The organism is Pseudomonas sp. KCJK9058 (assembly GCF_046230975.1).
GTDB classification, from domain to species: Bacteria; Pseudomonadota; Gammaproteobacteria; order Pseudomonadales; family Pseudomonadaceae; genus Aquipseudomonas; species Aquipseudomonas alloputida.
This window is the reverse complement of the sequence record NZ_JBJJLR010000018.1, coordinates 12,744-25,544: the sequence shown is the minus strand read 5'-3', so window position 1 is coordinate 25,544 and position 12,801 is coordinate 12,744. Positions and strand designations below refer to the sequence as shown.

Genomic DNA, 12,801 nt, shown 5'->3' with positions numbered 1-12,801 from the left:
GCGACACAAGGCCGCTCCCACAGGCAATCGCAGTCCACATTGTGGGAGTAACTGTCTTGCTCAATTTCTAAAAGCTGGCGCGATCCCTGTGGGAGCGGCCTTGTGTCGCGATGGGCCGCAAAGCGGCCCCAAAATCTCCAGCCAAACTGCAGAATCGGCCACGTCAGCCGATAACCTGTCCACAGCATCAAGCATGGCCGCTTGCCAGCCCTCGGGACATGATGCAACCTTGCCAAATCCGCCGCAGCCACAAGGCAGCGTTCCCTCTTCAAGCGAGTCTTCGATGAAAAGCCAACCCGATGCCGCCAGCCGTGTGGCGGCCGAGGTCGTGACACAGTTACCCGTGCCCTCGCGGCTCGGCATGCTGCGTTTCGAAAGGCTCAACGAAGCCACCTGGGCCATGCTCTACCTTGACCCAGCCTGTGAGCGCCAGTTCGGCCTGAAAACCGGCGAGCTGTGTGCCCTGATTGACGCGCCCTACGCCAGCCTGATGGAACCCGAAGCACGCTACCGGCTGCACGACGAAATCCAGTTGCAACTGGCCCAGCGCGGCTACTATCGCGTGCGCTACACCCTGCACACGCCGAGAACCTCGCTGCGCCTGCTGGAAGCGGGTGAAGCCTACAAGCAACACAACCGCCAACTGTTGCGCGGCTACCTGAGCGTGCTCGACGACCAGCAGGAAGAGACCGGCGAACCCGGCGCCAGCGACCTGGAGTCACGCAACAACCGCCTGCAACTGGCCCTGCAGCTGAACCAGCGCACGCAGCAAGAACAACTGGAGCACCTGGAGCGGGTGCGCGGCCAGCAGGACCTTATCCTGCGCCTCGCCCGCCATCGCTACAGCGCGGGCAACTCGCTGCTCGAAGCGGCCCAGCTGATCACCCAGAGCGCCTGCGAAATCTACAAGGTCGACAGCGCCAGCATCTGGCACCTGGAAGACCAACGCCTGGAACCGATCATCGCCTGGTACCGCGACGCGCAGGAGCACCGCCAGCCCGAAGCCATCGATGCCAGCCGCTTCCCCGACTACCTGGATGCACTGCACGCAAGCCGCGCCATCGACGCTCACAACGCCGGCCACGACCCGCGCACCCGCGCCCTGGCGCAAAGCATGCGCCCGGAAAACAAGGCCATGCTCGACGCCAGCATCCGTGTCGATGGCCAGGTGATCGGCGTGTTGTGCCTGGAGCAAACCGGCCAGCCACGGGCCTGGCAGTCGGACGAGATTGCCTTTGCCGGCGAGCTGGCCGACCAGTTCGCCCAAGTGATCACAAACCACAAACGACGGGCCGCGGCCAGCGCCCTGCACCTGTTCCAGCGTGCGGTCGAGCAGAGCGCCAGCGCCTTTCTGCTGGTGAACCGCGACGGCCGGGTGGAGTACGTCAACCCCAGCTTCACCGCCATCACCCAGTACAGTACCGACGAAGTGCAGGGCCGCCAGCTGGGCGAGCTACCGGCCCTGGAGAACCTCAGCGAACTGCTGTTCGACTCGCCGTCGAGCCTGGCCATGGGCAACAGTTGGCAGGGCGAGTTCAAGAGCCGGCGCAAAAACCTGGAGCCGTACTGGGGCCAGTTGTCGATTTCCAAGGTGTACGGTGACAACCGTGAGCTGACCCACTACATCGGCATCTACGAAGACGTCACCCAGACCAAGCTGGCCCAGCAACGCATCGAACGCCTGGCTTACACCGACAACCTCACCAACCTGGGCAACCGCCCGGCGTTCATCCGCAGCCTGGACGAGCGCTTCGCCCGCGATGGCGAAAGCTCGATGTGCCTGCTGCTGGTGGACATCGACAACTTCAAGCGCATCAACGACAGCCTTGGCCACCAGACCGGCGACAAGCTGCTGATCAGCCTGGCCAGGCGTTTGCGCAACAGCCTGCACAGCGGTGGCATCCTGGCGCGCTTTGCCAGTAACGAGTTCGCCGTGCTGCTCGACGACACCAGCCTTGAAGATGGCCAAGGCGTTGCCCAGCAGTTGTTGTGCACCCTCGACAAGCCGATGTTCGTCGACAACCAGCTGATCAACGTCACCGCCTCGGTAGGCCTGGCCTGTGCACCGTTGCACGGCGTCGACCCGGCCAGCCTGATGAAGAATGCCGGCCTTGCATTGCACAAGGCCAAGGCCAACGGTAAACACCAGGTACAGGTGTTTACCGAAGTGCTCAACGCCGAAGCCAGCTACAAGCTGTTCGTAGAGAACAACCTGCGTCGTGCCCTGACCCAGAATGAGCTGGACGTGTTCTACCAGCCCAAACTGTGCCTGCGCAGCGGTCGCCTGCTGGGCCTGGAAGCGCTGCTGCGCTGGAACCACCCCGAACGCGGCATGATCCGCCCGGACCAGTTCATCAGCGTGGCCGAGGAAACCGGCCTGATCATCCCTATCGGCAAATGGGTGGTGCGCCAGGCGTGCTGCATGAGCCAGCAACTGCGCAAGGCCGGCCTGGGCAACTTGCATGTAGCCATCAACCTGTCGCCCAAACAGTTCTCCGACCCGGACCTGGTGGCGTCGATCAGCACCATCCTCAAGGAAGAAGCCCTGCCCCCGCACCTGCTGGAGCTGGAATTGACCGAAGGCCTGCTGCTGGAAGCCAGCGAAGACACCCACCGCCAGCTGGACGAGCTGAAGGCCCTGGGCCTGACCTTGGCCATGGACGACTTCGGCACCGGTTACTCGTCGCTGAGCTACTTGAAGAAGTTTCCGATCGACATCCTCAAGATCGATCGCAGCTTCATCAACGAAATCCCCGACAACCAGGACGACATGGAAATCACCTCGGCGGTGGTGGCCATGGCCCACAACCTGAAGCTGAAGGTGGTGGCCGAAGGGATCGAGACGCCGGAGCAGCTGGCATTCCTGCGCCGTCACCGCTGCGACGTGGGCCAGGGTTACCTGTTCGACCGGCCGATTCCCGGGCGCGAGCTGGCCGAGCGGCTGAAGCGCTATCCGCGTGGCCCGGTGGCCTGACAGCTGCGTAATCCTCGGGCACTATAGAAGCCATTCGGGCCCTTTCGCGGGCACGCCCGCTCCCACAGAAACACCACAACCTTTGAAACCTGTGCTGTACCTGTGGGAGCGGGCATGCCCGCGAAGGCCCAAACCCCTACCCCACTGAATAAACACAGAGGAACGGCCATGGTCCTGCGTTCGGAAATCCTGGTGAACAAAAACGTCATGCCAACTGCGGAACAGGCCCTGCCTGGCCGCGACACGCCAATGAGCCTGCCCGAGTTCCACTATGTCTTCAAAGACACCCCGCTGCTCGGCCCGTTCTTCGAAGGCGCCATCGACTTCGCCATCTTCGGCCTGGGTTGCTTCTGGGGCGCGGAGCGCCGCTTCTGGCAGCGTGAAGGTGTGGTCAGCACCGTGGTCGGCTACGCCGGCGGCTTCACCCCGCACCCTACCTACGAAGAAGTCTGCTCGGGCCTGACCGGCCACACCGAAGTGGTGCTGGTGGTGTTCGACAAGGACAAGGTCAGCTACCGCGAACTGCTGGCAATGTTCTGGGAGCTGCACAACCCGACCCAAGGCATGCGCCAAGGCAACGACATCGGCACCCAGTACCGCTCGGCCATCTACTGCACCAGCCCGGAACAGCTGGAACAGGCCAAGGCCAGCCGCGACGCCTTCCAGGCCGAGCTGAGCAAGGCCGGCTTCGGTGAGATCACCACCGAAATCGACCAGGCACCGACCGTCTATTTCGCCGAGGCCTACCACCAGCAGTACCTGGCCAAGAACCCGGACGGCTACTGCGGCATCGGCGGCACCGGCGTGTGCCTGCCACCCAGCCTGCAAGGTAACTGAAGCATGAGCACGATGACCCTGTTCCACTCGCCGTTGTCGCCTTTCGTGCGCAAGGTCATGGTGGTGTTGCACGAGACCGGCCAGCTTGAGCGTGTGCAGCTGCAGCCGGTGAACATCAGCCCGGTGAGCGGCGACCCGCAGCTCAACCAGGACAACCCGATCGGCAAAATCCCGGCCCTGCGCCTGGAAGACGGCACCGTGCTGCACGACAGCCGGGTGATCTGCGAGTACCTCGACCTGCAGCACGTTGGCCTGCCGCTGCTGCCGCGTGAAGGTTCGGCGCGCTGGCGGCGCATGACCTTGGTATCACAGGCCGATGCGATCATGGATGCGGCGGTGTCGAGCCGGTATGAGAGCTTCCTGCGGCCAGAAGACAAGCGCTGGGATGGCTGGCTGCAAGCGCAGGGTGACAAGATCCGCCGTAGCCTGGCCAACCTGGAGCAGGAGCACTTGCCGGAGCTGATCTCCGGCTTCGACCTGGCGGCGATTGGTGTGGCCTGTGCGCTGGGCTATCTGGATTTGCGTCAGCCCGGGTTTGGCTGGCGTGAGCGCCAGCCTGGGTTGGCGGCGTGGTATGCCGAGGTGGTCAAGCGGCCATCGATGGTCGCTACAGCGCCAGTGGCCTGAGGGCCCCTTCGCGGGTAAACCCGCTCCTACAAGGTTTTCCACAGTGTGCGCTATCTGTGGTGGGCTTGTGGGAGCGGGCGTGCCCGCGAAGGCCTCACCTCGGTATCACAGGAAACAACAGCCCGATCCTGAGCGCCAACCAGCGCCCGATCTCTCTATCCTCCCTCATGCCGCCCTCCCCACACGCGCCCAGTCCAGCCGCCGGGTCAGCACCATGAACACCCCAAGCAAGCCGAAACACAACAGCGACCCCATCAGCAGCGCATAGTCTTCGGCACTCAGCAGCCCGAAGAGCAGCGCGTACAACGCCGCCAAACCCGCTGCAAAACCCACCCCTCGCACCAGGCTGCGCAACACATGGCTCAGGTAGAAGCCGATCAGCAGCACACAGGCTGAAGCCGACAGCCCATACGCCAGACCAAAGCCGATGTGCTCGGACAACGACAGCAGCAGCAGATAGAAGAACGCCAGCGCCACGCCCACCAGGATGTACTGCACGGGGTGCACGCTCAGGTTCTTCATTACCTCGAACAGGAAGAAGCCGGCAAAGGTCAGGGCAATGAACAACAACGCGTATTTGATTGCCCGCTCGCTTTTCAGGTACTGGTCCACCGGGTCTATAAAACTCACGCCAAAGCTACGCTCACTGAAATCCGTACACTGCCCGGCGTTAGCGCACTGGCGTATGGCATCCTCAAGGTTGGTGGCAAAGAACGAGGTTTGCCAATGGGCACTGAAGCCTTGAGCATCGATTTCGCGGCGGTTGGGCAAGTAGTTGCCGACGAAGCTCGGGTGCGGCCAGTTGGCGCGCATGTCCACGCTGCTGGTACGGCCCACGGGGACCACGTGCAACTGGCCGGTACCTTGCAGCGCCAGGTCAAAGCCATAACTGAACGCTCGCGCCTGTAGCCCGTCCAGCCCCGGCAGGCTGGCGTGTACGCCGCCGCGCATCCAGTCGAGCTGGGTGCCGGGCTCGAACGGCACTTTTTGATCGTCCATGCTCAGCTCCAGAGCACTTTCGATACCACGGATATCACTGATGCCCACCACCAGGAACGGCGTGTCGAAGCGGTAGTCGTCAAAGTCCTTGTCGATGCCCCAATGCGCCGGGAGCTTGAAGCGGCCGCTGATACGGCCTTTGGTGTGAAACAACCGCGCCTGGTAGATGCCTCGGGCGCGCAGTTCGGTGTCCACACCCAGGTCGGCGTCGAAGGTTTCCGGCAGGAAGTACAGGTGGCCGGCGATGGTGCTGGTTTCCTGGGTACGCTCACCGTCCTTTTCGATCCAGCGGCGCTGGTACTTGCGGTACGGCACCACCAGCAGCGGGCCGCTGAGTTGCTGGTCGAAGCTGGTGCTCTGGGCAATATCGCGCAACACGCCGTCGCGCATGGCCTGGCGTTCGTCGATCAGGCCGTTGATCAGCAGTAGCGGGATGAGCAGCAGCAACATCAGCATGGCGATCATGCCGAGTTTGAAACCGAGGGTCTTGTTCATGTGGCCTCCTGTGGCAGTGGGCGCAGTGTCTGCGCCTTGCGTGGAGGCTTTGTGGAGCGCGTGTGTGATTTACGTGTATTTGGGGCTGCTGTGCAGCCCCGGCTGTCTCAGCTGATGCGCCGCACCGGCAGCCACAACCGCACCCGCACCCCGCCATCGACGTTGTCCACCGCCAAGGCTCCGCCATGCAGCTGCATCACCTCGGCCACGAAGTTCAGCCCCAGCCCGGTACTCTTGCGCCCGCTCCCGGGCCGCGGCAGCGAGTAGAACCGCTCGCTGACCCGCCCGATGGCGTAGGCCGGTATCGCTTGCCCCTGGTTGAACAAGCTCAACGCCACCCGTTCGCCATCGCGCTCCAGGTCGAACAGCAGCGTGCCCCCTTCCGGGGTGAAGTCCAGTGCGTTGTCGAGCAGATTGGCCAACGCCTGGCGCATCAGAAACGGATCGCAGAGCAAGCGCAAAGTGGCAGGCACCCGCTGACGTACCTGCAAACGGGCGCCTTCGATACGCGCCGCATGGGCCAGCAGCAACTCATCGACCAACGCCGCCAGCGCCACCTGCTGCTCGTCCTCCAGCGCCTGCATCTGCTCGACCCTGGCCAGGTTGAGCAGCCGCTCGATCATCTGTTGCAACCGCTCGCTCTCGCGCTCGATATTGCCGGCAAAGCGTGCCCGCTGATCAGCGGGCATATCCTCGCCCTGCAACAGCTCGGAAGCACCACGGATGGCCGCCAGCGGGCTTTTCAGCTCGTGAGTCAGGGTGTGCACGTAGCGCTCGACATAGGCCTTGCCTTCCAGCTGGGTGCGCATGCGCTCCACTGCCTGTGCCAGGTTCGCCAGCTCGCCGCCCTTGTAATGGGGAAGCTCCGCACGTTCCCCTTCGCTGACCGCCTGCGCATAACCTGCCAACTTGCGCAGCGAGCGCGCAAGCCACCACGACAGAGCCGCGCCGATCAGCAAGCCCAGGCCGATCAGCCCTAGCCCCAGGGTGAGCAGGCGCCGCTCGGAGCGGTCGATGTAGGGTTGCAATGAGCTATTGGGCTTGGCGACGGTGACAACGCCGATGATCTTGCCGTTGTCGATGATCGGCGCGCCAACGTGCATCACCGAGGTGCTTTCGTCGTTGGGGTCGCTGCGGGTGGAGCGGGCGCCATACTGGCCACGCAGGGTCAGCAGCACGTCATTCCACCGCGAGTAATCCTTGCCCAGGGCCTCGCCACTGGAGTCCAGCAACACGATGCCCTTGGCGTCAGTGACGTAGATGCGGTGGCTGACCTGGTTCTTGGCCAGCCCCCAGATCTGTGCACCCGGGCTGCGCGAGCCGTAGGCCTCGAGCACCTCAGGCAGGCGGCCCTGGTTCAGGGTGCCGGCCTTGACGTCATCACGCAGGATTTCTGCCAGCAGGTTGGCAGTGTCTACCAAGGTTTCTTCGGAGGATTGGCGCACTACCGGGCGAATCTGTTCACGTACGGTATTGAGCAAGAAGTAACCGGCCAAACCGACGAACAGGAAGTACACCAGAAAGATGCGAATACCCAAGCGCATCAGGCGTGCTCCGGGCTATAGCTGTAACCGAGGCCGCGATGGGTCTGGATCGGCTCGGCGTCACCCGCTACCTGGCGCAGCTTGGCGCGCAGGCTCTTGATATGGCTGTCGATGGTGCGCTCATAGCCCACGTCGGAGGCCACGCCCAAAGCGTCGAGCAGCTGTTCGCGGCTGAACACCCGCTGCGGTTGTTCGAGCAGGCATTGCAGCAAGCGGAACTCATGCCGGGTGAGAGTGAGCGGCTGGCTGCGGTAGGTAATCTGCATGCGCAAGGTGTCGAGCTGGAACAAGCTGGTTTCGCCGACAACCTCGGCCCTCGGGGCCATGCGTTTGAGGATCGCCCGAACGCGCGCTGCCACTTCACGAGGGCTGAAAGGTTTTACCACGTAGTCGTCGGCACCGATTTCCAGGCCCACGACGCGGTCGATTTCACCGTCCCGGGCGCTGAGAAACATCACCGGCACCTCGGTGAACCGGCGCAGCTGGCGACAGGTTTCGAAGCCACTGATGTCGGGCAGGCCGATGTCGAGGATGACCAGATCGGCCGGGCGCTGGCGCTGCTGGTCGAGGGCGGCACTGCCCAGGGTTACCCACTCGGTGCTGTGACCGTCGGCCTGCAGGGCGTAGACCAGGGTGTCGGCGATGGCGGCTTCGTCTTCGACGATGAGGATATGAGGCATGGCGTCCGGCCTTGCGGTTTTGAAGGTTGGCACATCTCAGTGTAGGAGCGGGCTTGCCCGCGAACACCGGCGAAGCCGGTGCCTGACACCCCATTATGTGTGTTCGCGGGCAAGCCCGCTCCTACATTGTATGGCGCACGCTTCAGATCAGCAGCCTGGCTTGCCAGCAGTGAACTTCTTCGCCGGGTTGACCGCCGCCTTGAACTCGCGCAGCGCCTTGGAACCCACCAGCAGCGGGTAGTTGAAGTTGCTGCGGTCCACCAGATTCACCTCAACGGTGCGCTTCACATCCCCCAGGCACAACTCCAGGTCGACCACCGGGCGCTTGGAGACCTCTGGCGCATCCCCTTCGTCCTCTTCATCGGCACGGCCCTTGATCTTGCTGATGCGCGAGACCTTGTGCTCGTACACCTTGCCGTCCGATTCCTTGGTCGCCAGGCGGAAGCGCACCCACTCGTCCCCATCGCGGGTGAACAGCTCGATATCCTTGGCCGACAGCGACGCGGTGAAGGCGCCAGTGTCCATCTTGGCTTTCAGGGTTTCGCCCAGTTCAGGCAGGGCAATATTCTCGTAACGGCCGTAGATAGTGGGTTCGGCGGCCATCACCGGCAGCGCCAACAGCGACAACATGGCTAAAAGAGATTTCACAAGCAGGCTTCCTTGAGAGGGTCAATGCTTAGACTGCACTGGGCAGATAGGTTCGCTGTCACGAGCCTAACCAACATAATGTGAAACATTTGTCCCCACCGTCGGGCATTGGACATTTGGCGTAGGCCACCGCCCTGCTTATCATTGCCAACCGTTTATCTCCCACAACAAGAGTCTCTTTATGCGTCGCCTGCTGACCGGCATTCTCACTACCACCCTGCTGCTGCTCAACACCGTGGTGTTGATCTGCCCGCTGCTGGTCTTCGCCCTGCTCAAGCTGGTGCTGCCAGGCCGTGGGCGTGACTATGCCTCGTGGGCAGTGATGTGGGTGGCCGAAACCTGGTCGGAAATCGACAAAGCCATCTTCGCCCTGTGCATCCCTACTCAGTGGGACATCCGCGGTGTGGAAAACCTGCGCAAGGACACCTCGTACCTGGCCGTGAGCAACCACCAGACCTGGGTCGACATCCCGGCGCTGATCGAAAGCCTCAACCGCCGTACACCGTTCTTCAAGTTCTTCCTGAAAAAGGAACTGATCTGGGTACCGTTGCTGGGCCTGGCCTGGTGGGGGCTGGATTACCCGTTCATGAAGCGCTACAGCAAGGCGTTTCTGGAAAAGCACCCGGAGCTCAAGGGCAAGGACCTGGAAATCACCAAGGCGGCCTGCGAGCTGTTCAAGCGCCAGCCGGTGACCGTGGTCAATTACCTGGAGGGCACCCGGTTTACCGAAGCCAAGCGCCAGGAGCAGCAGTCGCCGTATCGCTACCTGCTCAAGCCCAAGGCGGGTGGTGTAGCGTTTGTGCTCGCGGCATTGGGCGAACAGCTGGATGCCCTGCTGGATGTGACCATCGTGTACCCCGGTAATAAGGCGCCGGGGTTCTGGGACCTGCTCAATGGCAGCATTAGCCGGGTGATTATCGACATTCAGGTGCGGGAGCTGGACCCGGCGTTGTGGGCGGGGGATTACGAGAATGATCCCGAGTTTCGTCAGGCGGTGCAGGCTTGGGTGAACCAGCTGTGGGTGGCGAAGGACCAGCGGATCGAGCAGCTACGGCAGGAAATGAGCTGATAATTTTCAAGTGTCTGCCCGGGCCTCTTCGCGGGCACCCTGCGAAGAGGCCCGGGCAGACTGCGCAAGAATCCTCACCCGACCTTCAGACCGAGGGCTGAGCCAATGGCGCCGGTGTGGTCCACAAACTCCCCAGATTCTGCAACAACGCCCCGGCAACCCCCTGCTGCCCCAGATACTGCAGCAGCAACGGCGCAAACTGCCCGATCATCCCGGTATCCATGCCTAGCGCCTTGAACGCATTGTCCAGGTCGCTACGGTTTTCCACGTTGTTGCCCAGTGCGTTGCTCAATGCCGACTGGCTCTCGCTGTTCTTGCCCAGCAAATCACCCAACCCACTTAACCCGCCCAGCGCATTTGTACCGGCCAGCAGGTCCAGCCCTGGCACCGCCTTGGTCAGTTGCCCATAGTCATCGCTGCTAAGGTTGTTGCGTGCCAGCCCCAGCATGGCACCTGCTCCGCCTACCGCCTGTTCGGGGGTGATGTTCAGCTGGCTGCCCAGGGTGTTGAGCAGATTGGCCTGCGCTTCCGGTGCCTGTACCTGGCCTTGCTGTTGCTGGTTCTGCATGGCGGACACGGCGTTGGCGGCGTCGCTGAGGTTGAAGGCGAACACCGGGCTTGCGGCCAGGGTCATCAGGGTTGCCAGGGTGAAAGCTTTCATTGGAAGAAGACCTCATAGGCCGGGATGGCCCGCGAAAGTAAACTTTAGACCCGACGTTCGAGACTTGGTTCCAGCGGGCGATACCTGACAAAATTGCTAGTTGTCACTGCCTTTAGGGAAGAGCACAGTAACAGCACATTATCCAAATACCAGGATATCGCAAGTGCCCTCTCTTTTCGAATGAATACGTTACTAGAACTAAGCAGTCGTAGGCGAGACGTCGCCACTGATGTCCCACGCCAGTTAAACGTTTCCTGTAACATGCCCATAATAAACTTTCATCGCCCTTACCACCCTAGCCCACTCAGGGAACGCGAGATTTCAGATCGACGAGGCCAACTCAATGAGAAGAATTAGAGCATTTACTTATTCCCCCTACGGCCAGTCTGCGACGTTAATATCGGGGCGACCATCGATCGGCTTCAACGGCGAGTTCTTTGACGCTGTGACCACCACCTATCCGCTAGGCAATGGACATCGCTTGTACAGCCCAAAGCTTATGCGATTCCTTTCACCAGACGAGTTAAGCCCATTCTCAGAGGGTGGTATCAACACATACATGTACTGTAACGGCGACCCCATAGGGAAAATTGATCCTTCAGGGCGAATTCCTATCCTCATTATCATCAAGCCACTTAATAGCCTATACAAAGGCATTAAGAATCGATTTTTTGGCCGCACACCAAAATCTAAACGCCCCCCACAACCCCCTCGAGGAACGCCAACTAAAAGCAAAAACATACAGGACGGAAACTCCAACAACAATCCGTTCATTCGTGCATACGAACAAAAGCAAGCCAGCAGTGACAGATGGTGGCTATACAATGAGCATTTATCTGACATTGAAAAAGCCAAAAACACTGACCTAACCAAAGTTCCCCAAGATGTACTTGATCGCGCGATTAATAACTTCAATCACAGACAAGCAGAGATCGATAGGCTCACCCGAGAGTATAATCTACCACCTTTCCGACGGCACGCTCCTCATTCTTCCCCAGACCTGTCGAGCAATGCCGTCGCCCCCATTCGAAGTAGGCCGTAGCATACCGCAAGCAGTTGCTACCCATCAAAATGGAGCGGGTGAGGCTGTGGAAGATTTTGGTCGCACTCATCGAGCCACACTATCCAAAGCGATCGCCCGAACTATACATTGACCTGAAACTTATAAGCAAAATACCCCAGAATGGATAATGTATAAATGAGAGAATATTTTTACCAAAATCGACAGCTACACACCCTAAAATCAGCTCTCGATATCCGTAGCATCTTTCGTGCTGCCGGCCTGTCACTTGCGGAGCATAGTGACAAGGCCGCTAACCTGCTAGAGACGGATAAGAGCGGAACCGTGATAGGAGCTTTGAGCTTATCCGACCAAAGCGTATACGCATATATGAGCTATGGACACTGCCTCAAGATACCTTCCGACCATTCGATGGTCGGTTTCGACGGCCAGTTAATCGACCCCGTCTTACGGGCCTATCTTTTGGGTAACGGATATCGTGCATTCTCTCCCATTTTTATGCGTTTCTCTTCTCCCGACTCACATAGTCCATTTGGAACTGGCGGCATTAATAGCTACTGTTATTGTCTAGACGACCCCATTAATAGAACCGACACCTCGGGACACGCCTCAACGAAATTTGCCATGCTACCAAGATCCATAAACAAGGCATGGCGCAAGGCTAGAGAAAACGGTTGGGAAAGTATATTAACTAACCCAAACATCATTTCAAAGATTCAACCCACCCTACCCAGCAAAGATGTTGTAAGCCTCGCGCACGCATCAAAAAAAATACACACCGCCGTCAGCATAGAATCTAACAAAATAGCCAACAGCAAAATCTCGATTGATAATGTACTACAAACTAGAGATATGCAATTCGAAGGCACACTACCGAGTTCAGTATCGACGCGACGAAATGATGTTATCCTGCACGCAATCAACCAAACTGAAACCTTGCAAGACGATTTTTTGAGATTGAATGAAGCGCCCACAGACTTGGGCACCGGACGTAGGCATGCAATCGTAGTCCGCCCTGGCCGGCGCAGGCCAACTTTGTCTAGCCATAGCAGCACCGACAGCATTTTTGATGAAAACGGAGATATTCGCGGCAACCCTAGAAACTAACTTAGCTATGTGCATTACTACAAACCATTTTCTGCAGTAAGGTAGCCCCTGCGACTATACAGAATGGATAGCAGCGCACCTCTTTCACCCATCGCACGTAACCTCACCCACCGGAACAACGGAACTTGCTCGGCTCTAG

The 12,801-nt window shown here is 60.0% G+C and carries 11 protein-coding genes; 6 read left to right on the top strand and 5 right to left on the bottom strand.

From position 1 onward, the window contains the following. Positions 1-283: 283 nt before the first annotated feature. From ACK59Z_RS12310 to ACK59Z_RS12300, 3 genes are all read left to right on the top strand, one after another. Entirely contained in the window at positions 284-2,974 is a 2,691-nt protein-coding gene (locus ACK59Z_RS12310) for a bifunctional diguanylate cyclase/phosphodiesterase (RefSeq protein WP_108191840.1), read from the top strand. 168 nt (positions 2,975-3,142) lie between these two features. After that, entirely contained in the window at positions 3,143-3,811 is a 669-nt protein-coding gene (msrA, locus tag ACK59Z_RS12305) for a peptide-methionine (S)-S-oxide reductase MsrA (RefSeq protein WP_010951691.1), read from the top strand. A gap of 3 nt (positions 3,812-3,814) precedes the next feature. Further along, on the top strand, positions 3,815-4,438 hold the full coding sequence (locus ACK59Z_RS12300) for a glutathione S-transferase (RefSeq protein WP_003255655.1): 624 nt from the start codon (positions 3,815-3,817) through the stop codon (positions 4,436-4,438). 165 nt (positions 4,439-4,603) lie between these two features. On the opposite strand, the gene creD is transcribed toward ACK59Z_RS12300, so the two are convergent. From creD to ACK59Z_RS12280, 4 genes are all read right to left on the bottom strand, one after another. Continuing rightward, positions 4,604-5,932, bottom strand: a complete 1,329-nt coding sequence (gene creD / locus ACK59Z_RS12295) for a cell envelope integrity protein CreD (RefSeq protein WP_108191841.1) — start codon at positions 5,930-5,932, stop codon at positions 4,604-4,606. A gap of 107 nt (positions 5,933-6,039) precedes the next feature. Continuing rightward, positions 6,040-7,476, bottom strand: coding sequence for a two-component system sensor histidine kinase CreC (creC, locus tag ACK59Z_RS12290; RefSeq protein WP_108191842.1), 1,437 nt, complete (start codon positions 7,474-7,476; stop codon positions 6,040-6,042). Further along, positions 7,476-8,156 (bottom strand): two-component system response regulator CreB, encoded by a 681-nt coding sequence (creB, locus tag ACK59Z_RS12285; RefSeq protein WP_108191843.1) that lies wholly within the window; start codon positions 8,154-8,156, stop codon positions 7,476-7,478. The genes creC and creB overlap by 1 nt, the downstream gene beginning before the upstream one ends. A 147-nt stretch (positions 8,157-8,303) precedes the next feature. Further along, positions 8,304-8,804, bottom strand: coding sequence for an ATP-dependent zinc protease (locus ACK59Z_RS12280; protein ID WP_010951688.1), 501 nt, complete (start codon positions 8,802-8,804; stop codon positions 8,304-8,306). A 181-nt stretch (positions 8,805-8,985) separates the two neighbouring features. On the opposite strand from ACK59Z_RS12280, the gene ACK59Z_RS12275 reads away from it, so the two are divergent. Continuing rightward, the gene (locus ACK59Z_RS12275) at positions 8,986-9,873 is read left to right on the top strand and encodes an acyltransferase (protein ID WP_108191844.1); all 888 of its coding nucleotides are present in this window, start codon (positions 8,986-8,988) and stop codon (positions 9,871-9,873) included. Positions 9,874-9,958: 85 nt separating this feature from the next. Here ACK59Z_RS12275 and ACK59Z_RS12270 read toward each other — a convergent pair whose 3' ends face one another. Next, positions 9,959-10,534, bottom strand: coding sequence for a DUF2780 domain-containing protein (locus tag ACK59Z_RS12270; protein ID WP_108191845.1), 576 nt, complete (start codon positions 10,532-10,534; stop codon positions 9,959-9,961). A gap of 343 nt (positions 10,535-10,877) precedes the next feature. Here ACK59Z_RS12270 and ACK59Z_RS12265 point away from each other — a divergent pair, with 343 nt between their 5' ends. Beyond that, positions 10,878-11,576 carry an RHS repeat-associated core domain-containing protein gene (locus tag ACK59Z_RS12265; protein ID WP_108191846.1) on the top strand — a complete coding sequence of 233 codons (699 nt, stop codon included), beginning with the start codon at positions 10,878-10,880 and terminating at the stop codon, positions 11,574-11,576. Between the two features lie 156 nt (positions 11,577-11,732). Continuing rightward, entirely contained in the window at positions 11,733-12,662 is a 930-nt protein-coding gene (locus ACK59Z_RS12260) for an RHS repeat-associated core domain-containing protein (RefSeq protein WP_108191847.1), read from the top strand. The last annotated feature ends 139 nt before the right edge of the window (positions 12,663-12,801 follow it).

Coding starts and splice junctions, on each gene's coding strand:
- ACK59Z_RS12310 (WP_108191840.1), top strand. CDS start 284: ATGAAAAGCCAACCCGATGCCGCCAGCCGTGTGGCGGCCGAGGTCGTG.
- ACK59Z_RS12265 (WP_108191846.1), top strand. CDS start 10,878: ATGAGAAGAATTAGAGCATTTACTTATTCCCCCTACGGCCAGTCTGCG.
- ACK59Z_RS12300 (WP_003255655.1), top strand. CDS start 3,815: ATGAGCACGATGACCCTGTTCCACTCGCCGTTGTCGCCTTTCGTGCGC.
- creC (WP_108191842.1), bottom strand. CDS start 7,476: ATGCGCTTGGGTATTCGCATCTTTCTGGTGTACTTCCTGTTCGTCGGT.
- creB (WP_108191843.1), bottom strand. CDS start 8,156: ATGCCTCATATCCTCATCGTCGAAGACGAAGCCGCCATCGCCGACACC.
- ACK59Z_RS12275 (WP_108191844.1), top strand. CDS start 8,986: ATGCGTCGCCTGCTGACCGGCATTCTCACTACCACCCTGCTGCTGCTC.
- ACK59Z_RS12270 (WP_108191845.1), bottom strand. CDS start 10,534: ATGAAAGCTTTCACCCTGGCAACCCTGATGACCCTGGCCGCAAGCCCG.
- msrA (WP_010951691.1), top strand. CDS start 3,143: ATGGTCCTGCGTTCGGAAATCCTGGTGAACAAAAACGTCATGCCAACT.
- creD (WP_108191841.1), bottom strand. CDS start 5,932: ATGAACAAGACCCTCGGTTTCAAACTCGGCATGATCGCCATGCTGATG.
- ACK59Z_RS12260 (WP_108191847.1), top strand. CDS start 11,733: ATGAGAGAATATTTTTACCAAAATCGACAGCTACACACCCTAAAATCA.